General features: G+C 67.4%; 16 protein-coding genes and 1 pseudogene. 10 read left to right on the forward strand and 7 right to left on the reverse strand.

Annotated elements, in window-relative coordinates; all coding sequences use genetic code 11:
* The first annotated feature begins 4 nt into the window (after positions 1 to 4).
* The gene (locus IPP28_11910) at positions 5 to 1180 is read left to right on the forward strand and encodes a TIGR03862 family flavoprotein (protein ID MBL0041719.1); all 1176 of its coding nucleotides are present in this window, start codon (positions 5 to 7) and stop codon (positions 1178 to 1180) included.
* A 1604-nt stretch (positions 1181 to 2784) separates the two neighbouring features.
* Positions 2785 to 3690 carry a PhzF family phenazine biosynthesis protein gene (locus tag IPP28_11915; protein MBL0041720.1) on the forward strand — a complete coding sequence of 302 codons (906 nt, stop codon included), beginning with the start codon at positions 2785 to 2787 and terminating at the stop codon, positions 3688 to 3690.
* A 33-nt stretch (positions 3691 to 3723) separates the two neighbouring features.
* Here IPP28_11915 and IPP28_11920 read toward each other — a convergent pair whose 3' ends face one another.
* Complete coding sequence (locus IPP28_11920) at positions 3724 to 4569, reverse strand: GIY-YIG nuclease family protein (GenBank protein MBL0041721.1); 846 nt, start codon at positions 4567 to 4569, stop codon at positions 3724 to 3726.
* 183 nt (positions 4570 to 4752) lie between these two features.
* Between IPP28_11920 and IPP28_11925 the strand changes: the two genes are divergently transcribed.
* Positions 4753 to 6195: a hypothetical protein gene (locus IPP28_11925; protein ID MBL0041722.1), complete on the forward strand. Its 1443-nt coding sequence runs from the start codon at positions 4753 to 4755 to the stop codon at positions 6193 to 6195.
* 24 nt (positions 6196 to 6219) lie between these two features.
* Here the strand turns inward: IPP28_11925 and IPP28_11930 are convergent, their stop codons facing one another.
* The 5 genes and pseudogenes from IPP28_11930 to IPP28_11950 form a co-directional block, all read right to left on the reverse strand.
* The gene (locus tag IPP28_11930; protein ID MBL0041723.1) at positions 6220 to 6501 is read right to left on the reverse strand and encodes an N-acetyltransferase; all 282 of its coding nucleotides are present in this window, start codon (positions 6499 to 6501) and stop codon (positions 6220 to 6222) included.
* A 1-nt stretch (position 6502) separates the two neighbouring features.
* A pseudogene (locus IPP28_11935) lies at positions 6503 to 9612 on the reverse strand (efflux RND transporter permease subunit).
* A 10-nt stretch (positions 9613 to 9622) separates the two neighbouring features.
* Positions 9623 to 10681, reverse strand: a complete 1059-nt coding sequence (locus IPP28_11940; protein MBL0041724.1) for an efflux RND transporter periplasmic adaptor subunit — start codon at positions 10679 to 10681, stop codon at positions 9623 to 9625.
* A gap of 136 nt (positions 10682 to 10817) precedes the next feature.
* Entirely contained in the window at positions 10818 to 11399 is a 582-nt protein-coding gene (locus IPP28_11945) for an NAD(P)H-dependent oxidoreductase (GenBank protein ID MBL0041725.1), read from the reverse strand.
* An 81-nt stretch (positions 11400 to 11480) separates the two neighbouring features.
* Positions 11481 to 12092 carry a YdeI/OmpD-associated family protein gene (locus IPP28_11950; GenBank protein ID MBL0041726.1) on the reverse strand — a complete coding sequence of 204 codons (612 nt, stop codon included), beginning with the start codon at positions 12090 to 12092 and terminating at the stop codon, positions 11481 to 11483.
* Between the two features lie 91 nt (positions 12093 to 12183).
* Here IPP28_11950 and IPP28_11955 point away from each other — a divergent pair, with 91 nt between their 5' ends.
* From IPP28_11955 to IPP28_11980, 6 genes are all read left to right on the forward strand, one after another.
* Positions 12184 to 12429: a pantothenate metabolism flavoprotein gene (locus tag IPP28_11955; GenBank protein ID MBL0041727.1), complete on the forward strand. Its 246-nt coding sequence runs from the start codon at positions 12184 to 12186 to the stop codon at positions 12427 to 12429.
* Positions 12426 to 12845: a type II toxin-antitoxin system VapC family toxin gene (locus tag IPP28_11960; protein ID MBL0041728.1), complete on the forward strand. Its 420-nt coding sequence runs from the start codon at positions 12426 to 12428 to the stop codon at positions 12843 to 12845. Before IPP28_11955 ends, IPP28_11960 begins: the two co-directional genes overlap by 4 nt.
* Before the next feature lie 78 nt (positions 12846 to 12923).
* Entirely contained in the window at positions 12924 to 13682 is a 759-nt protein-coding gene (locus tag IPP28_11965) for a PspA/IM30 family protein (GenBank protein MBL0041729.1), read from the forward strand.
* A 3-nt stretch (positions 13683 to 13685) separates the two neighbouring features.
* Positions 13686 to 15335, forward strand: coding sequence for an AAA family ATPase (locus IPP28_11970; GenBank protein MBL0041730.1), 1650 nt, complete (start codon positions 13686 to 13688; stop codon positions 15333 to 15335).
* The gene (locus IPP28_11975; protein ID MBL0041731.1) at positions 15332 to 16189 is read left to right on the forward strand and encodes a hypothetical protein; all 858 of its coding nucleotides are present in this window, start codon (positions 15332 to 15334) and stop codon (positions 16187 to 16189) included. Before IPP28_11970 ends, IPP28_11975 begins: the two co-directional genes overlap by 4 nt.
* Entirely contained in the window at positions 16186 to 17895 is a 1710-nt protein-coding gene (locus IPP28_11980; protein MBL0041732.1) for an OmpA family protein, read from the forward strand. The genes IPP28_11975 and IPP28_11980 overlap by 4 nt, the downstream gene beginning before the upstream one ends.
* A gap of 88 nt (positions 17896 to 17983) precedes the next feature.
* Here the strand turns inward: IPP28_11980 and IPP28_11985 are convergent, their stop codons facing one another.
* Positions 17984 to 18964, reverse strand: coding sequence for a glycosyltransferase (locus IPP28_11985; GenBank protein MBL0041733.1), 981 nt, complete (start codon positions 18962 to 18964; stop codon positions 17984 to 17986).
* Here IPP28_11985 and IPP28_11990 point away from each other — a divergent pair.
* Positions 18963 to 19937 carry a hypothetical protein gene (locus IPP28_11990; GenBank protein ID MBL0041734.1) on the forward strand — a complete coding sequence of 325 codons (975 nt, stop codon included), beginning with the start codon at positions 18963 to 18965 and terminating at the stop codon, positions 19935 to 19937. The genes IPP28_11985 and IPP28_11990 overlap by 2 nt on opposite strands.
* The last annotated feature ends 12 nt before the right edge of the window (positions 19938 to 19949 follow it).

A 19949-nucleotide genomic window follows, 5' to 3' on the forward strand; every position in this document is an offset into this window, starting at 1 on the left:
ATTGATGGCGGCGGAGACGGCGCGTGCGGTGGGAATCGAGGTCGATGTCCATGACGCGATGGGTTCGGTCGGGCGCAAGTTCCTGATCGCCGGCAAGGGCGGCCTGAACCTGACGCACAGCGACGACTTCCAGACCTTCGTGTCGCGCTATCACCGCCGCGAACCGGAGTTGCGGCGCTGGCTGGAAGCATTCGACGCGACCGCCCTGCGCACGATGGCCAGCGGCCTCGGTGTCGAGACCTTCGTCGGCAGCTCCGGACGGGTGTTTCCGACCGATCTGAAGGCCGCACCCTTCCTTCGCGGCTGGGTGCGCCGACTACGCGCACAGGGTGTGCGATTTCATGTCCACCATCGCTTCACGGGTTGGAGCTCCGACGGCGCGCTCGTCTTCGCGACACCCGATGGAATGATTCACGTTCGGGCGGACGCGACCCTGCTGGCGATGGGCGGCGGTTCGTGGCCTCAGCTGGGTTCGGACGGCGCCTGGGTCGAGGTGCTGCGCGCGCAGGGCATCGACATCTCCGACTTGCAGCCGTCCAATGGCGGTTTCGAGGTCGACTGGTCGGAAACGATGCGGCTGCGCCACGCCGGTGCACCGCTGAAACGGGTCGCCGCGCGACTGGATGACACCGATGCGGCGCTCGCCGGCGAATGCGTGATCAGCGGCTATGGACTCGAAGGGTCCCTGATCTATGCCCTGTCCGCCCCGCTGCGCGAACGCATCGCGCGCGACGGTGAGGCGCTGCTGCATGTCGACCTGCTGCCGGAGCGCAGTGCGGACGAACTTGCGGCGGCGCTCGCGCGCGATCGTGGCAAGCGCAGCGTCGGCGAGCACCTGCGCCGCTGCACCGGGCTGGATGCCGCCAAGTCGGCACTCGTGTTCGAGCTGCTGCCGCGCCCGGAATGGACCGACGCGGCGCGCGTCGCGGCGACGATCAAGCGGGCCTCGATCCGGCTTCGGCGCCCGCGTCCGCTCGCCGAAGCGATCAGCAGCGCCGGTGGCGTGCGCTTCGATGCACTGGACGATGGACTGATGCTGAAGGCGATGCCGGGCGTGTTTTGTGCCGGCGAAATGATCGATTGGGAGGCGCCCACCGGCGGCTATCTGCTGACCGCGTGTTTCGCCAGCGGTGTCGTTGCCGGTCGCGGCGCGATCGAATGGCTGTCCCATCGGCATTGAACTTGCTTTGACCTCCGGTAACAATCAGCCAACGATCGGATGAGGAACACCGGAATGTCTTTGGAACGGCGCCTCGATATGCCGCGACCGCTCAGGGCGATGGAGCGCGACCTGAATCAGGATCAGCTGATCACCCTGCGCGAACTCGAGCGCTACGGCTGGGAACTGAAGTTCGTGCGCCGGCCGCCGTTCAAGCCTTCGATTCCCATCGTGTTCGATTCCGACCGCAAGGGCCCCGGAACCCGGGGGGGTGGGCCGGCCCCGCGCGGGGGGGGGCGGGGGGGGGGGGGTTTTTTTGCGGGCGCGGGGGCCCCGCGGGGCGGGGGGGGGGGGGGGGGGGGGGGGGGGTTCCGGGGGTCCTGTGGGGGGGGGGCGGCGGCGGGGCCGGGGGGGGGCGGGGGCGGCGGGGGGCCCGGGGGGGGGGCGCCCCCCGGGGGGGGCCGGTCGGGGGGGGGGGCGGTTTTTTTGGGGGCGGGGGGGGCGGGGCGGGGGGGGCCGCGGGGGCCGCGGGGGGGCGGGGGGCGCCGCCCCCGGGCCGGGGGCTCCCCGGCGGGGGGGGGGGGGCGGGGGGCCGGGGGGGGGGGGGGGGGGGCTTGTGCGGGGGGGGGGGGGCCGGGGGGGGGGGGGGGGGGGGGCCGGCGGGGGGGGGGTTGGCGCGGGTCGGGGGGGGGGGGGGGTTCCCGGGCCGGCGGGGGGGGGCGGGCGGGGGGCCTGGGGCGGGGGGGGGGCCGGGGGGGGCTGGTCGGGGGACGGGGCGGGGGGGGCCGGGCCGGGGGCGGGCCGGGGGGGGGGGGGGGGGGGGGGGCGCGGGCCGTCGCGGGCGGGCGCCCGCGGGGGGGGGTTTCCCGGGCGCGTCCCCGCCCGGTTCCCCCGGGGGGGGCCCCGGGGCGGGCCCGCCGGGGGCGCCGGCCCGGGGGGGGGGGGGGGGGGGGCGGCGGGCCCGGGGGGGGGGCGGGGGCCCGGGGGCGCGGGGGCGTCGGGGGGGGGGGGGGGCGGCTTGGGCGGGGGGGCGCGGCCGCCGGGGCGGGGGGGGGGGGGGGGGGGGGCCTCGCCCGCGGCGCGGCCCGGGGGCGGCTTCGGCCGCCGCGGGGGGCGGGCCCCGGGGGGGGGGGGGCCGCCGGGGGGGGGCGGGGGGCGGGGGGGGGCGGCCGGGGCGGCCGGGGGGGGCGGGGGGGGGCTGGGGGGGGGGGGGGGGGGGGGGGGGGGGGCGGGGGGCCCGGGCCCCCCGGGGGCGGGGGGGGGGGGGGGGGGCGGGCCGGCCCCCGGCCCCGGGGGGGGGGGGGGCCGGCGGGGGCGGCCGCTCCCGCGGGGGGGGCGGGGGGGGCCTTCGGGGGGGCGGGCCCCCGGGGGGGCCGGGGCGGGGGGGGGGGCGCCCCCCCCCCGCCCCGCCCCGCGCCGGGGGGGCGCGGGGGCGCGGGGCCCCGGGGGGGGGCCCCGGGGGGGGGGGGGGGGGGGGGGGGGGGGGGCGGGGGGGGGGGGGGCGGGGGGCGGCCGGGAAAACCCGGGCGCCGCCGGCCCGGGGGGGGGGGGGGCCCCGGGGGGAAGTTCGCAGTGCTCAAGGAAGACGGCACGCTCGACGAGAATCCGGGCTTCAACATCCGCGATTGAATACGCACGCACCCGGCGCACTGCGCTTCCTGCAACTCGATGTATTCACCGATCACCCCGGCGGCGGCAATCCGCTGGGCGTGGTGCTCGGCGCCGATCATTGGCGGGGCGCCGAGATGCAGGCCTTCGCGGCCTGGACGAATCTGGTCGAGACCACCTTCCTGCTGCCCCCGACCGACCCCTCGGCCAGTTACCGCGTGCGCATCTTCACGCCGAGCCGTGAGATCGCGTTTGCCGGGCATCCGTCGCTCGGCACCGCGCATGCAGCCCTCGACACCGGTTTCGTCGACGCGCAGGCGAACGCCCTGATCCAGCAATGCGAGGCCGGCCTGCTGCCGGTCGAGATCGATCGTTCGCGCCCGCAGCGCGAGCTGTCGGTGCAGGCACCGAAGTCGCGGGTAGTGCGCGACGGTGCCGACGCGTCTGCAGCACTGCGCGACATTCTCGGCGACGTGCGGCTCGGCGCCCTTGGCGCGGCGATGGTCGAAGGCGGCCGCAAATGGTGGCTGGCCGAATTCGCCGACGAGACCGCGTTGCGTGCATGGCGTCCGGACCACACCGCCATCGGCTCGCTCGCCCGCGCCACCGATACGCTCGGCCTCTGCGCCTTCGCACGCAGCGCGTGCGGCGAATTCGAACTGGCCGTACGTGCCTTCCCCTGCGGCGTCGGCATCCTCGAAGACCCCGCCTCCGGCGCCGCCAACGGCCTCATCGCCGCCTACATCGCCCACGCCGAACCGCAAGGCCCGCTCACCCGCGGCTATCGCGTCAGCCAGGGCCGCGAAATCGGCCGCGACGCCAAGCTCCGCATCCGCATCGACTTGAATGGCAGCGTCTGGGTCGGCGGCTGCACGCAGACGGTGTTCGATGGACGGTTGAATTGGGTGCTTCAGAACGCCTGAGTTAAGCCGCGCCGCGTCGGCTTGGACGAATTGCTATACGGACTCGAGCTGCTTCAGCGTTTGGCCACTTGCGTCTTTCCAAGCAGTGCGGCCATTGGCGGTGCCACCGTGAATCACCGCTGCTGCAGCGCTTGGGCTGGAGAACTCATGATTCTTGGTGAAGACAAAATGCCCATCTGCTTGCTTTAGCACCCCATCTTTGAGGAGCTGCGCGCGCGCGTTGATAACCCAAGGATAGTCTTTTGCGGACGGACGCAGAGATAGGACAGCCTGCGACTGGGCTAGCACCACGATGCCGTTCGGTGTGAGATGGCCGCTGGCTTTAAGGCCACTGATCTCACAGAAAAGGAGGCGCGTCTCGTCCTTTGACTCCGGTGGCGCTGCGATGGGTACAAGAACTTCTACCCCGAGAGCAGGAAGCAACTGCTCAATCTTCTCAAGGAAGATTTCCATGTCGGCGCGATCTGACTCAGGAAGCTTTGAGGTCGTTGCCTGGGAATTCGTGAGGCTCGCCCGGCCCGCTAGCTTCGCAAGCTCAATGAGGCGGCCTTCCAAGTAGCGAATGTGCGACTTGGTGAGATTCTCGTCTTTGCTCGTGAAGTAGACGACGTGATTCCAAAAGTCTTTGTCTACGTGCTGCTTGAGCCTCGACTGGATTGACTCAGCTTCTCCGATGTACACAGCTGGGCCACCAGACAACGGGTCTATGCCGGTGAGCAAGTAAACGCCTACGTTTCCTGCTTCCTCTCGCTTCAGCAGCTGATCCAGTTCCGTACGCGGGCCTGCGACAGCCTTTCCGGACCAGTTGGAAATCTCTCCAGTCCGCAGTCGCTTCGGATCACCGTGGGGAAGGTAGATTTTGATCGTGGCGCTCGGCATGTGTGTGTTCCGTACAACACCCATTCTCCGACCGGATCGTCGGGCGGATGGACTCAGTCTGCGGCGGTCGGTACGCGGGAGTCAACGCGCGAGTGCGATGGTGCGAATTGTCGGGCTGACAACGGCATGATCCCTGGGGTGGTCCCGGCGCGTATGTGCCCTTGAACCCACAAGGACGCCACCGTGCCCCACCGCTTCGCTCTCTTTCTCGCCTTGGCCTGTGTGGCGTCTGCACATGCGTCGGACGCCCCGGACGGCCAGATCGATGCCGGTTATGGCTCGGTGTTCGGGCGCACCGTGATCAGCAGCTTTCCCGGACTGCCGGCGCCCGCACCCTACTTGGGTGCCATGGCCACATCGGCGTCCGGAAAGACCTGGCTGTTCGGCGAGTTCGATGCCATCGCGGCCACCGCCTCCTTGCCGATTGCGCGGCTGATCTCGGCCAACGGCAGCCTCGATCCGGGATTTGGCGGCGGCACCGGCCTGTTGTCAACGACGACATTCCCGCTCGGCGGAACGTGGTATGCCAATTTGACTGCGCTGGTTCAGCCGGATGGCAAGCCCTTGCTCGCCGGTCTCATGCGAACGGCTGCGGGCGACCGCGGCTTCGTCTGCCGGCTCAACGTGGCCGGCAATTTCGATGCCACCTTCGACACCGATGGCTGTCGCGATTTTCGTGCGTTCGCGTTCACGAACGAAGATTGCAGCATCAAGGACATCGCTCTCGGCGCGCCCAACGGCGCGATCACCTTCGTCGGCCAATGCCGGGACCGCAACAGTGCGGGTCGCCGCGTATTCACGGCACGACTGACTGCCCTTGGTGCAATCGACACCGAATTCGGCGCAGGGGCAGGCGTGAACTTGCCGACGCTGGTTGGCAGTGAACTGCATGAGTTGAATGCACTGGCGATGCAGGAAGACGGCCGTTTCGTGGCAGTCGGAAGCACCTTGCGCGCGACCAACGAATACGACGTCGCCGTGCTCCAGTTCAGCAACGACGGCACCATCGACCCGACCTTCGCCAACGGCGCGGGTGAAGCACTGCGTGCCCTGGACATTGCCGGCACCCTGTACGACTTTGGCACCGACATCCTGGTGCGCCCCGACGGCCGGATCCTCGCGAGCGCCTTCGCCGAAGGCTTTGACAACGATGGCGAGATCGCCCTCTGGCAGTTGAATGCGACCGGCCTTCCCGATGCCAGCTTCGGCGCCAACGGACTCGTGCTCGGCTCGGAATCGCTGGTGGACATCACCAACGGCACGCCGCTGCTCGGCCCGTTCTACGCGCGAATGCGTCTGGGCATCGACGATCTCGGACGCGCGGTGGTCGCCGCGCGCACGGGATCACCGGTCGCCGGCAGCGATGCGGACGTTCGCGTCTTCCGCTTCACCGGGAATGGCGCGAAGGATCCGAACTTCGGATTTGCCGCGCGCGGCATCGTCGATATCGACAACGATGTGGCCGTGCCCGGGCCGGGCAGCTCGCACGACATCCCGACGGCAATCAGCATCGAACGCGGACGCATCGTGTTCGGCACGATCTCGATCCGCGACGAGCAAAGACACATGGTGACCCTTGCGCTGACCGCCAATCACCTGTTCGCCGACAGCTTCGAGACGAACTGACCGACACCGGCATCCGGACCGCGTTCAACGCAGCGCGCGTGAGGACCGGCGCCTGAGGTAGGCGGCCGTGTACGAACACACCGGGTCGATGGCCAGCGATCGCGCCGTGGCGTGGGCGATCGCCGCTTCGTTCAGGGCCGCAGCGATGCCGCGCCCTTCAAGGGCGGGTGGAACATTCGTGGAAAGCACGTGCATGACGCCGCCGTCGATGCGGTAGCGCACCACGCTGTCGACACCGTCGACGCTGGCAACGAAGCGTGAATGCTCGGGTTCGTGGCGCACGTCGATGGTGGCGGGGGCGGCCATGTCAGGCTTCGACCGGCGGCACGGCGTGTTCGAGTTGTTCGAGTTCGCGCGATTTTTCTTCGGGCGAGCGCGTGTACGGCGCCAGCCACAGGTAGAACGCCGGCACCACGAACAAGGACAGGAAGGTCGACAAGGTCACGCCGAACACGACGACCACGCCGATCGTGGCGCGACTGGCCGAACCGGGACCACCGGCCAGCACCAGCGGCATCGCACCGGCAACGGTCGCGATCGAAGTCATCAAAATCGGACGCAGTCGCGTCGACGCGGCCTCAAGCACGGCGTCACGTACCGACAGCCCGGCATCGCGACGCTGGTTCGCGAACTCGACGATCAGGATGCCGTTCTTCGCGGCCAGCCCGACCAGCATGATGATGCCGATCTGGCTGAACAGGTTCAGCGTGCCACCGGTGATCGCCAGCCCGACGAAGGCACCGAATACTGCCAGCGGCACTGTCAGCATGATCACCAGCGGATGCACGAAACTCTCGAACTGGGCCGCCAGCACCAGACCACCAGCAGGGCCATCGCGAAGGTGAACAAGACGGCGCTTCCGGACTGCTGGTATTCGCGCGATTCGCCCTTGAAGTCGATCTGTGCCGTTTGCGGCAACTCCTCGCGCGCCACCTGGCCGATCCAGTCGATCGCCTGACCCAAGGTGTAGCCAGGTGCGATCGCCGCCGACACGGTGATCGCACGCAGGCGATTGAAACGATTCAGGTTACCCGGCTCGGCCAATTCACTGAGCGTGACCACACTGGCCAGTGGCACCAGTTCGCCGCTGCTCGCACGCACGTAAAGGTTGCGCAAGTCTGCCGGCGCGGCACGATCATCGCGCTCGGCCTGCAGGATCACATCGTATTCCTCGCCGTCTTCGACATAAGTCGTCACTCGACGAGAGCCCATCATCGTTTCCAGGGTCCGGCCGATATCGGCGAGCGACACGCCCAATGCGGCCGCGCGATCACGATCCACCGACACCCGGATCTGCGGACGGGTTTCCTTGAAGTCGGAATCGACCGAAGACAGGCCCTGGTTCTTTTCCATGCGCGCCATCAGGCGATCGCGCCATTCGGCGAGTTCGGCGTAATCCGGCCCGCCGATCACCACCTGGAATGGCTGGCCCTGGCTGCGTACCAGGCCCTGGCGCATCTGCGCCAGGCCGCGCACGCCCGGCAACGCGTTCATTTCGGCGCGTACCTTGTCGACGACCTCGTTGGTCGACGCCTCGCGCTGCCCAAAGGGCTTGAGCACGACGATGCCCTGCCCCGTGTGCATTTCCTCGCTGGCACCGAAACCGCCCGGCACGCGGATGTTCACGCGCTCGATCGGCTGGCCGTCCCCGGTGTACTTGAGCAACAGCTTCTCGACTTCCAGCACCTGGGTCGCGGTGTAATCGAAACCTGCACCTTCGGGTCCGACCACCGAGAGGAAGAACGCACCCCGATCTTCCGGCGGTGCCAGTTCTCGCGGCACCAGCTTCGACAGTCCGTAACTCGCCGCCAGCGCCGCGATCATGACCAGCACCCAGCGCATCGGACCGCCGATGAGCCTTTCCAGCACCCGCCGATAGCCGCGGGCGAGCGCGCCCAGGTGTTCATCGACGCGTCCGGCAAATCCGCTGACCTGGCCATGCGGACGCAACAGCAACGAGCACATCATCGGGGTCAGGCTGAGCGCGACGAAAGCCGAAATCGCCACCGCCGCCGCCATCGCGACCGCGAGTTCACGGAACAGACGGCCATTGTTGCCCTCGATGAACGACACCGGCACGAACACTGCCACCAGCACCGTCGTCGTCGCGATCACCGCGAACGCGACCTGGCGCGAACCCCTCAGCGCCGCGACCGGCACCGGCTCGCCGAGATCCGCCCGACGTTGCGCGTTCTCCAGCACCACGATGGCGTCGTCGACGACGAGGCCGATCGCGAGCACCAGCGCCAGCAAGGTCAGCAGGTTGATCGAGAATCCGAACACCCACAGCGCGATGAAGGAGGCGATCAGGCACACCGGCACCGTCACCGCCGGCACCAGGGCCGCGCGCACCGAACCGAGGAACAGCCAGATCACCAGCACCACCAGCAGGGTCGCTTCGAACAAGGTCTTGTAGACCTGCTGGACCGCATCGTCGATGAAGATGGTGCTGTCGAAGGTGACGCCGATCTTCATGCCTTCGGGCAAGCCTTCGTTGATGCGTGCGACCTCGGCTTTCACCAGGGTCGCGACATCGAGACTGTTCGCGGTCGAGGTCTTGATCACGCCCAGACCGATCTGCGGGGTGCCATTGCCGCGGAACATGGCGCGACGATCGGTCGACTCGATCGCGACGCGCGCCACCTCGGCGAGCCGGATCACATGGCCGTCGGCGCCCTGGCGCAGGGGTAGCGCCTCGAAATCCCGGGCCTCGACATAGCCGCGATCGACGCGCAAGGTGAAATCGCGCGTATCGGATTCGAGCCGTCCGGCCGGCAGTTCGACATTTTCCGAGCGCAGTGCTGCCTCGACCTCGGCGATGGTCAGGCCGCGCGCGGCCAGCGCATCGCGATCCAGCCAGACCCTCATCGCATAACGCTGGCTGCCGCCGATGCGCAGTTGCGCGACGCCATCGAGACTGGACAGGCGATCGATGATGTAGCGCTCGGCATAGTCGGTCAGTGCCAGCGAATCCAGCTGCGGCGAGCTCAGGTTCAGCCACAGGATCACCTCGGCATCACCCTCGACCTTGGCCACCTGGGGCGCATCGGCTTCCTGCGGCATGCGGTCGGCGACCCGGCTGACGGCATCGCGCACGTCATTCGCGGCACCCTCGATGTCGCGGTTCAACGAGAAGTCGAGGGTGATGCTGGAACGACCGTTGCGACTCTGCGACTGGATCGTCTCGACGCCTTCGATGCCGGAAAGTGCATCTTCCAGCACCTGGGTCACGCGGGTCTCGACGACGCCCGCGGATGCGCCCGGATAGGTGACGTCGACCGACACCACCGGCGGGTCGATGTTCGGCAGTTCGCGCAGCGGCAGGCGCGCGAACGCGATCAGCCCGAGCACGACCAGCATCAGGCTGAGCACGGTCGCGAACACGGGGCGGCGGATGGAGACATCGGAGAGCATCATCGGCCGGCCCTCACTGCGCCGGCGGGTTGGCGCCCGCTTCGACCACCTTGGCACCCGAGCGCAACTTCACCGTGCCTTCGACGACGATGCGATCACCGGCGGCGATGCCGTCGAGAATCTCGACGCGGCCGCGTTCGCGGGCACCGGTCTTCACCGGCACTTGCGCCACCGTGCCATCGGCCGACACGCGGAACACGAAACTGTTGCGCCCGATCTGCAACAAGGCGAGTTCCGGCAATGCCAAGGCCTGACGGGGCGCACGCCGCACATCGACGGTCAGCAGCATGCCGGGGCGCAGACGCCGTTCCGGATTCGGAATGTCGGCACGCGCCAACACTGACCGGGTGACCGGATCGACACGCGAGTCGATGGTCCGCAGCACGCCGGTAAAGACCTGCTCCGGATAGGCCGCACTGAGCGCCGACACCGACTGGCCCGGCGCCAGCGCCGCGATCAGGGTTTCCGGCACCGAAAAATCGAGCTTGATGATCGAGACATCGTCCAGCGTCGTGATCGCCGTGCCCGGCGTCACCAGCGCGCCGGGGCTGACCTGGCGCAGGCCGAGCACCCCATCGAACGGCGCCGTGATCACGCGATCGGACAACTGCGCCCGCACTTGATCCATGCGCGCACGCGCGGCGTCACGGGTAGCGCGCTGGGTGTCGAGCTGACTGCCGGGAATCAGGTGCTTCGCGGCCAGTTCCTCGCCCCGCTTCAATTGCTGCTCGGCTTCCTTGTAGGCGGCACGCGCTTCTTCCAGTCCGGCCAGCTGCACCTGTCCGGTGAGGTCGACCAGCACCTGCCCGGCTTCGACGAAATCGCCGCTGTCGAAAGCAACCTTCTGCACGGTCTCGCTGACCTTGGCGGTGATCGTCAGCGATTCGTTCGCCTTGGCGGTCCCGAGCGCCTGCACGCTGTCCTGCCATTCACCGGGTGCAATCACGGTGCTGCGCACCGTCACCGGCGGCCCTCCGCGTTGTGCCTGCTGCGCTGGGCCGCCGCCGCACGCGGACAGCAGCACGGCCGCGGACACTGCCGCGAGGGAGAGAATGGATCGTGTCGTGGTCATGCCGGCTCCGTTGCATGCATCGACTGCCCGATGCGTCTGTCCTGATCGAACCCCAGATTATGGCGGCGTCAGTCAAAAGGCTGCGAACGGCGCATCACCGTCGACAACGACTCGTCCCAAGCGTGGCAACGCTTGGTTACGCGGCGCGGCGCCCAAGTTCCCGAAGTTCCGCCAGCCACTGGGCGCGACGCTCGACCGACATCGACTCGACCATGCCGACCAGCGTGTTGCGTACCGGCCTGATGCCGCAGAACCGCAGGATGCTGCGCTCCATCGCCTTCAAGCCATGCGCGCCGAACCACCAGCGATAGGCCGGCGCCGGCATGCCCATGGTGATGACGATGCGGGCACTGCGCCCTTTCAGCAGTGCCATCGGGCGCGGCCCGTCGACGCGATGGGCGAAGCCGGGACGCAGCACTTGTTCAAGGAAGGCCTTGAGCAGGGCCGGCATCATGCCCAGCCACAACGGATGCAGGATCACGAGGTGCTCGGCCCAGAGCAGATCCTCCTGCGCGGCCCGGATGACAGGTGCGACTGCGCCGTGTTCGAACTCGTCCTGCGACTTCAGCCAAGCGAAATCGAGCCTGGCGAGATCGATGCGTCGGACCTCGCAGCCGCTCGCGGTCGCGCCTTCGGCATAAGCGTCGGCGAGCGCATGCAGGAAATGCGGCTGCGCGGCGTCGGGATGGGCATTGAGGATCAGGACACGTTTCGGCACGGCAAAGCTCCGCTGGTCAGGCCGGCAGTGTCGCGAAACCGGAAGGACCGCGCATTGCGCTGGATCAACGCGAACGCCGGTTCAACAGTCCGCATACTTCCAGTTGCGGCGCTTGCCCTCGGCCAGCCATTCGAGCGTCTGCGCGAGCCGACGTTCGCGTGTCGCCGGCTGTTTCGCAGTCACGATCCACTCGATGTAGTCGCGCTTCGCACTCGGCGGGAACGATTCGAAGTGCTTGCGTGCGGCGGCGTGCGTCTTGGTCGCGAAGGCGGCGGCAAGTTCGTCGGGTAACGTGTCGTGCGGCGACGTCTTGGCCACTTTCTTGACCTTGGGCGCGGCGGTCGTGCTCGCGCGCGCCGCGAGCGCCGCCTTCACCCAGGCCTTCATCGTCGTCGCGCTCGGCAGTTCCTTCAGCGACGTAATGCGCCCAAGCTGACCCATCGCCTCGTCGCTGGCGGCTTCACCCACGACCGCCTTGCCCGCCCAGAACCCGAACGCGCAATGCGCCTTGAACGCCGCCATGCCGCACAGAATCCGGCCCTCGTGCAGGAAATGCGGCATGCCCCACTTGATCGATTCCTCGACCGACGGCAATGCCCCGTGTACCAGCACGCGCAAGCGCAACAGGATCGGTTGCGCGAACTCGGCCGACTTCGCGATGTAGGCATCGATACGGGGATCAGTGGTGGGCATGGTCGCCTCGGCAATTCCTGAACGTGACCGGATCATGCCAGCAACCGGATTGATATCAAGATATCATCCGACCACATTAAGGAGTGATGCCATGGCCCAGATCCTCGTCAGGAATCTCGATGAAAGCGTAAAAGACGCGCTGCAACAACGCGCGGCACGCCGGGGCGTGAGCATGGAAGCGGAAGTTCGGGACATTCTGAGCCGAGCCGTCATGTCGCCGAAATCCAGGTCCGTGGGCTGGGCGACTCGAATCAACGCGCGTTTCGCCAAGCTCGACATGCCCGAATTCGAAACCGTGAAATCCGGCCCCCTCGCACCGGCCGATCTCCCCGAATGATCCTGTTCGACACCAATGTCGTGTCCGAACTGATGCGCCCACGACCGGATCCCGGCGTATTGGCGTGGATGGACACGCAGGAGATGTCCGCCGTCTGGTTGTGTTCGATCAACGTGCTGGAAATCGAACTCGGCATCGAACTCGTCGAGACGACGGAACGGCGACTGCGACTCCGCCAACTGTGGTTGCAACTGCTCGAACAGGACTTCGGTCGTCGCGCGCTCCAGTTCGACGGCACCGCCGCGACACATACCGCGTCTTTGCTTGCACTCAAGCGCAAACAGGGGCGGACGATTGAACTGCGCGACGCGATGATCGCCGGCATCGCGCAACAACATGGCTGCCCGCTCGCAACGCGCAACGTTCGGCATTTCGAGGATTGCGGCGTCGCGCTGATCAATCCATGGGCGCCCTGAACCCCTTGCACCCGCGCCCAAACGCGCTAAGTTTGCGGGCGTCGCCGCGAGGCTCACAGTCTGTTGCAAGGAGTGGTCATGTTCCAGCGCCTCATCAACGTGTTCAAGGGGTTCTTCGCGATGTTCGTGAAGGATGTCGAGAAACGCAATCCGGAGGCCTTGCTGGAACTGGAGCAGGAAAACCTGCGCAAGCAAATCGCCCAGTACAACCAGGGGCTCGCCGGACACGCCGGACTCGCCGAGCGACTGATGAGCCAGGTGCGCAAGCTCGAGTCCGAAGAATCCGAACTGCGCGCCAAGACCACGGCGCACTTGCGCGCCGGCAACAAGCAGGCCGCGGGCCAGTACGCGTTGCGCCTGCAGACGGTGACGCGCGAACTGGAAGAAAACCGCAAGCAGCTCGAAGCCGCCGAAGGCACCTATCGCGACCTGATCAAGGCCCGTGATGTGGCCGTGAATGCCGCGCGCGCCAAGATCGAGAGCCTGAAGGGCGCGATCAACGACATGAAGATGAAGAAGGCCATGGCCGAAATGAACGAGATGGCTGCGGGCATGATCGGCTCCATCGGCGGATCCGGCGATACCCTGAATCGGCTGCACGACATGGTCGAAGAGGAGCGCACCAAGGCCGCCGGGCGCGCCCGCGTCGCCAAGGACGCCATCGACATGACCGACGTAAACATCAAGGAGACCGAGATGAATGCGTTGGCCGACCAGGCCCTCGCCGACTTCGCGGCCGCGCAGGGCCTGTCGCTCGGCGACGAATCGACACCGGCCGCGACGTCGCGGAGCATGGGTGGCGCGACCGAAAAGCCGGCCGAATCGCAGCAGGGTTGATCGATGCCGATCGAGGGCGATTCGCCCGCCTGGGCCCGTGAACTCGCCCTTGCCTATGAAAGTGGTGCGCAGGGCCAGTTCGTGCTGTTCGGCAATGTCGCCGACCGCTTCCCGAGTCGCGGCCGCTTCGTATCGCTGACCGCTTTCCTCGACGCGCAGCTGCTGTCCGGCTTCGAACTGGTGTTCCTGTACGACCCCGGCAATGGCCTCAGCGTGCCGCGCGCCAGCGACACCTTCCAGAAATGGCCGGGCGCGCAACTGCTCGGCGCGAACACGCGCGAGCCGCGCGCGGCGGTCGAACTGATCACCCGCTACCTGCGATATCGCGCCAACCTCAGCGCGATGGGCCGCGACAAGGTCGAACACATCGCCTGCATCCTGCGCGGCGCCGACCAGATCCTGCCGGCCAACCGCCAAGGCGAATTCGACACCGCCAGCCTCGCCAGCCTGGTCCGTGACTGGGCTGCGGAACCGCCGTTCACGGAACTGCCGTTTGCGAGTTTCCTGATCGCCGACAATTTGAACGATCTGCATCCGCTGATCGCGACGAATCCGCGGGTGGCCCGCGTGCGCGTGCCCCTGCCGGATGTCGCGGTGATCGAACAGGCGCTGGCGCAACTGCGCGTCGATCATCGCAAGGCCTTTGCCGACGACGACGGCACGAAGGCGGCGCCGTTGCTGGCGGGCGTTACCGTCACCGCGTTGAATGCCCTGGTCAAGCTGCGCGAGCACGAAGCCAAGCCGCTGGGCCAGTCCGACTGGGTGGCCGCGAAGAAGCAGATGGTCGAGGCCGATTCCGCCGGACTGATCGAATTCATCGAATCGAAGAAGACGCTGGCGCATTACCACGCTCAGGACGCATTGAAGACCTGGCTGCGACAGGACATCGCGCTATGGCAGGCGAATGACTTGCGCGCGATGCCGATGGGCTATCTGTTCTGCGGTCCGGTCGGTACCGGCAAGACCTACCTGGTCGAATGCCTCGCCGGCGAGGCCGGCGTGCCGGTGGTGAAGCTCAAGAATTTCCGCGATCGCTGGGTCGGTTCCAGCGAAGGCAACCTCGAAAAGATCTTCCGGCTGATCCGTGCACTCGGCCGCTGCATCGTCTTCATCGACGAAGCCGACCAGAGCCTAGGCAAGCGCGATTCCGGCAGCGGCGACAGCGGCCTGTCCGGACGCCTGTACTCGATGATCGCGCAGGAAATGAGCGATGCCTCGAACCGCGGCCGCGTGGTCTGGATCCTCGCGACCTCGCGCCCGGACCTGATCGAAGTCGATCTCAAGCGGCCCGGCCGCATCGACGTCAAGGTGCCGCTGCTGCCGACAACGACGCAGACCGAGAGCGCGGCCTTGTTGAATGCGCTGCTGAAGCGGCTCGACATCGCCATCGACGCCGCCGACATGGCCAAGCTTGAATTGCCGCTGCTGCTCACGCCAGGCGCGGCCGAAGCGCTGTCGGTGAAAGTGTATCGGCGCGTGCGTACCGCCAATGAAACGCCCGCATCGGCACTGGCCGCCTGCCTCGACGGCTACCAGCCGCCGGTCGCTGCGGACGTGCTCGAATTCCAGATGCGGATCGCGATCCGCGAAGCCACCGATACGCAGTTCGTGCCGCCGGCGCTGCGGTCGCTGGCACAAGGCGGCGATGCATGAAGCACTGGTGGGCTGCCTTCAACGCGCGACCGCTGGGCATGCCGGTGCCGCCGAACTGGTTCGGGCTCGCCGCCGTCGCCCTGCTCGGGGCCTTCATCCATCCCGGCCTGTGGCTGGTCGGTGCCGGCCTCGAACTGGCCTACCTGAAATTGCTGGCCGGCAATACCCGTTTCCGCAAGACCGTCGATGCCGGTGACGCCTCGCGCGTGGCCGAAATCGATCCGATGGATGCGCGCTACGACGAGTTCGTCGCGCAACTCGGTTATCCCGAGAAGCGCCGCCATCAGGACATCGAGCGCCGCGCCAGCGACATCCTCGACACCTTGAAGCGCACGCCTCTGCTCGACAGCCAGAGTGACAGCGTCGAACAACTGGTCTGGCTGCACCTGCGCCTGCTGGTCGCGCTGGTCGCGATCAATCGCGTCATCGATACCGCCGCCCGCGAACGTGCGCAACTCGCCGAGCAGGAGAAGCAGATCGCCGCGCGCATCGCCCAAGCCGGCATCAGCCCGGAACTCAAGCGCAGTCTGGAACAGCAGCAACAGGTGATCGACCAGCGCCAGCAGGCCCATGCCGATGCGGCCACGCGCCTGGAACAGGTCGAGGCGGAACTCACCCGCATCGACCACCAGATCGCGCTGATCCGCGAACAGGCGCTGCTCGCCTCCGACGACGACAGTGTCGGCGCATCGCTGAATGCGCTGACCACGTCGTTCAATGAAACCCATCGCTGGCTCAACAGCCAGCGCGACCTGCTCGGCGTGTTCGAATCGAACGCCCCGCAGCGCCTGCCTGAGCGCGTGCGCCACAGCGCGCGCAAGCCACCTCCCCTGTCCACCGGAGCATCGTCATGACCCTACGCTCATCCAGATTCCTGATGCGGGGCAATTCCGCCGGCACGGCACTCACCGTTTTGCTGATCATCGCGCTGATCGGCATGGGCGCATGGCTGATGCTGCGTGACAAGCACGCCGCCGATGCGACCGATGCGCCGGCCACGACGCAGACCGAGACGCCGGGTAGCAATCCGGCACAGCCGGTCGTCAATGGCGATGCACCGGTGCCGATCGAACCGGTCGACGGCCTGCCGACGCTGGATGCCGCCGCGGCCTATCAGCCGGCCGGCAACATCGTCGACGTCGACATCAGCGAGTACGCCGGATACGCCGGCCTGGTCGTCGCCAATGGCGGACTCGATCCGAATCCGGATTCGTTCTTCGCGAAGAACTACGGTTTCCAGGTGCGCCTGACGCTGAGCGAGGAAGAGAGCTGGTCCAAGCTCAACAACGGCAAGGTCGCGGCGAGCGTGACGACCGCGGACGTGCTGGCCGCGCTCGGCCGCCAGTTCGAAGTGACGGTGCCGGCGCAGATCGGTTTCTCGCGTGGTGCCGACATGGTCGTCGTCGATACCGGCATCACCAGCATCAACCAACTCAAGGGCAAGGTGCTGGCGGCATCGCAGTTCAACGAGAGCGAATTCTTCATCCGCTACCTCGCGTCGGAGGCGAACGTGCCGGTGGTGGTGCTGCGCGATCTCGATGCACGTCCGAACCCGGACCAGCTCGGACTGGTGTTCTACGAAGACAACGATGTCGCCTGCGACGCCTACGAGCATGAGTTGGGTTCGACCTTTCGCTTGAACGGCTGCATCGGCTGGTCGCCCCGCACCGACGAGGTCATCGAGGCGTCGGCCGGCAAGGCCAAGATGCTGGTCTCGAACCGCAACTTGTTGATCATCGCCGACCTGCTGGTCGTGAACAAAGGCTTTGCCGCCGCGCATCCGGATTGGGTGAAAGGACTGGTCCACGGCCTGCTCGACGGCAATCGCCGCGTCCGCGACGAGCCCGAGGCGCAGGTCGCGACCATCGCCAAGGCCTTCAAGTGGAGCGATGCCGACACCCGTGACGAACTCTCGAAAGTGCACCTCTCGAACCTGCCCGAGAACCAGGCGTTCTTCGCCGGCACCATCGATTCCGCCGGTTCGTTCAACGGCATTTTCCAGTCCTCGGTGCTGGCCTACGGCAAGCTGATCAAGAACCCGGCCGATCCGGCGCGCTTCATCGATGCGAAGCAGCTTGATGCGCTCAAGGGCAAGGCCGAATTCGCGAAACAGACGATCGCGATCGCGCCGATCAAGACCCGCGATGGCGCATCGCTGGAAGGCGATGCGCTGCTGAGCAAGGACATCCGCTTCTTCTTCGAACCGAACTCGGCCACGCTCGACCGCGATGCCGAAGAGAACCTGAAATACCTCGATTCGATCAAGAACTTCCTGCAGGTCAGTCCCGGCTCGATCGTCGTGTTGCGCGGCCACGTCGACAACGCCCGGGTCGGCGAATTCGAACGTGAAGGCGGTCAGGCCCTGGTGCGGAGCATGGCCCTGAAGGCGATGGAATTGTCGCGTCAGCGTTCGCAGGCGGTGCGCGATGCGCTGCTCAAGAAGCACCCGGGGCTCGCGGCCGACCGCATCGAAGTGGTGGGTCGCGGCTGGGAGGAACCCGCCGGCGCCGACAGCGACCTCAATCGCCGCGTCGAAGTGCAGTGGTTCACCCTGGAGTGAGCACCACGACCGCGTGATCGGCCACGGCGCGCAGAACGGCACGGTCTCGTGGACGGTGCCGAACGACGCGCCGGGGACGCCCTCGCGCTCACGCGTCGACGCGGACCGTCGCATCGCCGTAAAGCGTCGGCGGCAAAGCTCCGAGGGCGTGAGCCGCGACACCGAAGTGCAATGCGGCACGCAGGCATTGCCGGCGCCAGCCGACCGCCGACATCGCCTGCAACACGACGAAGCAGAGACTGGCCACGCATTTCGCGGCAGCCCCGATCGCGATGTACGCGCGACCCTGTCCGCGCATCCGCTGCACGCGGGCATGGGCGTGGCCGGACGCGACGCTGCGCGCCATCAACGTGGCAAAGCCGCTGCGCGCCGGATCGGCAGGTTCGAAGACCACGGCGCGGTCGCGAAACAGCAGCCGTGCCCCGGCGTCATGCATGCTCGCGAAGAACAGCGTGTCCTCGCCGCCGGTCCTGCCGAGTTCGACCTCGAACCGCAGCGCGCCGATGCACTCGCGGCGGATCAGCACGTTCGCGCTATGACCGGTGTCGTATCCTCGCGCGCGCCGCGCCGGCCGCTTTGACAGGAAGTCTCCGCGGCGCAGCCACTCCGGTGCCGCAGCCGGATACCGCGCCTGCACCGGACCGAACACGACGTCGCAGGCGTCGCGCGCGGTGAACAGATTGGCCAGCCAATCCGGTGCCGCGACCTCGTCATCATCGATGAACGCGATCCACTCGGCCGAGGCGGCCTCCAGCAAGGCATTTCGCGCGACCGCGATGTTCGCCTGCGGCGCGTGCAGGACACGCAATTCGAATGGCCAGGTGCCGCTGTCCGCGTCGATCCAGTCCGGCACGACCAGCTGCGCATGGTTGTCGGCAATGAGGACGCGAAACGCCGGTGCATCGACCTGGGCCGCCAGCGATTGCAGGCAATGACGCAGTCCCGCTCTGCGCGCGAAAGCACAGATGCATACGTCGATCCGGATGGCCGCCTCGCTCATGGTCGCAAGTCTAGCCAGCCCCTTGCACGACTTGTGCGCGTCCTGCGTGGCGGCGATGCTAGACGGCATGTGGCCTGCCCTGAAACGCCTGTGGTTCGCGCGTCGCGATGCCCGCGCCTTCGTGCATGAACGCTTGGGTGCGGCGATGCTCACGCACAACCCGCAGCACACCGTCTACGTGCGCGCCTACTACCGCTACTGCGTGGCCTTGTTCCGGGAAGCGCTGCAACGGCGACCGCAGGCGTTGCATCTGCTGTTCGGCGACTATCCGCCGGGTGACTGTGCCTTGCCGCTGCGGCGGATCGCGTTCCAGATCGAACACACGCTGGTGAAGCCGGGCGGCGGCGACAGCGAGGGTTCGCCGGTGTCGCAAACGCCGCTGCCAGGAGCCGAAGGCCACTATCTCGCCCGCCTGCTGCATCGCGCCACGCTCGCGGCCGCGGACCTGGTGATCGACTACAGCCACATCAATCGCGACCATCTGCGCGCCGCCGGCGGCTTCGAGGACGTGCTCGGGCACACCATCGTCATCGCCCCGATGCTGCACGTGCGATGTTTCGATCGCGACGGCCGCGATCAGCCGGTGCTGACCCTGTTCAGCGATGCCGGCGATGGTCGCCGCGGCCGATTCCTGAGCGAAGCGATGTCGCGCAAACTGCCGATCCGCAATCTCAAGCGCTGCTTCGACCGTGCCGCCCTGCAGGCGCAATACCGACGCACGCGGGTCCTGGTGAATCTGCGCCGCAGTGACCACCACGACACCATCGAGGAATTGCGCATCCTGCCGGCCTTGCTGAGCGGCCTGGTCGTCGTCAGCGAAGACGGCCCCTTGCACGACACCCTGCCCTATGCGCGCTTCATCGTCTGGGCCAGGTACGACGATCTGATCGAACGCACGGCCGAGCTATTGCGCGACTACGATCGCTGGCACACGCGGATCTTCGGTGACCCGGAACTGCCGCGCGTGCTCGACGCCCTGAATGCCGCGAACCATGCCGCCATCGACGCCACCCTGGCGGGCTGGGCGAACGCGTCGCACTGACCGCGGATTCGG

Source organism: Lysobacterales bacterium (genome assembly GCA_016721845.1).
Lineage (GTDB): Bacteria > Pseudomonadota > Gammaproteobacteria > Xanthomonadales > Ahniellaceae > JADKHK01.

Excerpts from the sequence above, each read along its gene's own strand:
- IPP28_11975 (MBL0041731.1), top strand. The coding sequence starts at position 15,332 with ATGAAGCACTGGTGGGCTGCCTTCAACGCGCGACCGCTGGGCATGCCG.
- IPP28_11980 (MBL0041732.1), top strand. The coding sequence starts at position 16,186 with ATGACCCTACGCTCATCCAGATTCCTGATGCGGGGCAATTCCGCCGGC.
- IPP28_11930 (MBL0041723.1), bottom strand. The coding sequence starts at position 6,501 with ATGGCCGCCCCCGCCACCATCGACGTGCGCCACGAACCCGAGCATTCA.
- IPP28_11920 (MBL0041721.1), bottom strand. The coding sequence starts at position 4,569 with ATGCCGAGCGCCACGATCAAAATCTACCTTCCCCACGGTGATCCGAAG.
- IPP28_11965 (MBL0041729.1), top strand. The coding sequence starts at position 12,924 with ATGTTCCAGCGCCTCATCAACGTGTTCAAGGGGTTCTTCGCGATGTTC.
- IPP28_11970 (MBL0041730.1), top strand. The coding sequence starts at position 13,686 with ATGCCGATCGAGGGCGATTCGCCCGCCTGGGCCCGTGAACTCGCCCTT.
- IPP28_11985 (MBL0041733.1), bottom strand. The coding sequence starts at position 18,964 with ATGCCGTCTAGCATCGCCGCCACGCAGGACGCGCACAAGTCGTGCAAG.
- IPP28_11910 (MBL0041719.1), top strand. The coding sequence starts at position 5 with ATGGCGGCGGAGACGGCGCGTGCGGTGGGAATCGAGGTCGATGTCCAT.
- IPP28_11990 (MBL0041734.1), top strand. The coding sequence starts at position 18,963 with ATGTGGCCTGCCCTGAAACGCCTGTGGTTCGCGCGTCGCGATGCCCGC.
- IPP28_11940 (MBL0041724.1), bottom strand. The coding sequence starts at position 10,681 with ATGACCACGACACGATCCATTCTCTCCCTCGCGGCAGTGTCCGCGGCC.
- IPP28_11960 (MBL0041728.1), top strand. The coding sequence starts at position 12,426 with ATGATCCTGTTCGACACCAATGTCGTGTCCGAACTGATGCGCCCACGA.
- IPP28_11955 (MBL0041727.1), top strand. The coding sequence starts at position 12,184 with ATGGCCCAGATCCTCGTCAGGAATCTCGATGAAAGCGTAAAAGACGCG.
- IPP28_11950 (MBL0041726.1), bottom strand. The coding sequence starts at position 12,092 with ATGCCCACCACTGATCCCCGTATCGATGCCTACATCGCGAAGTCGGCC.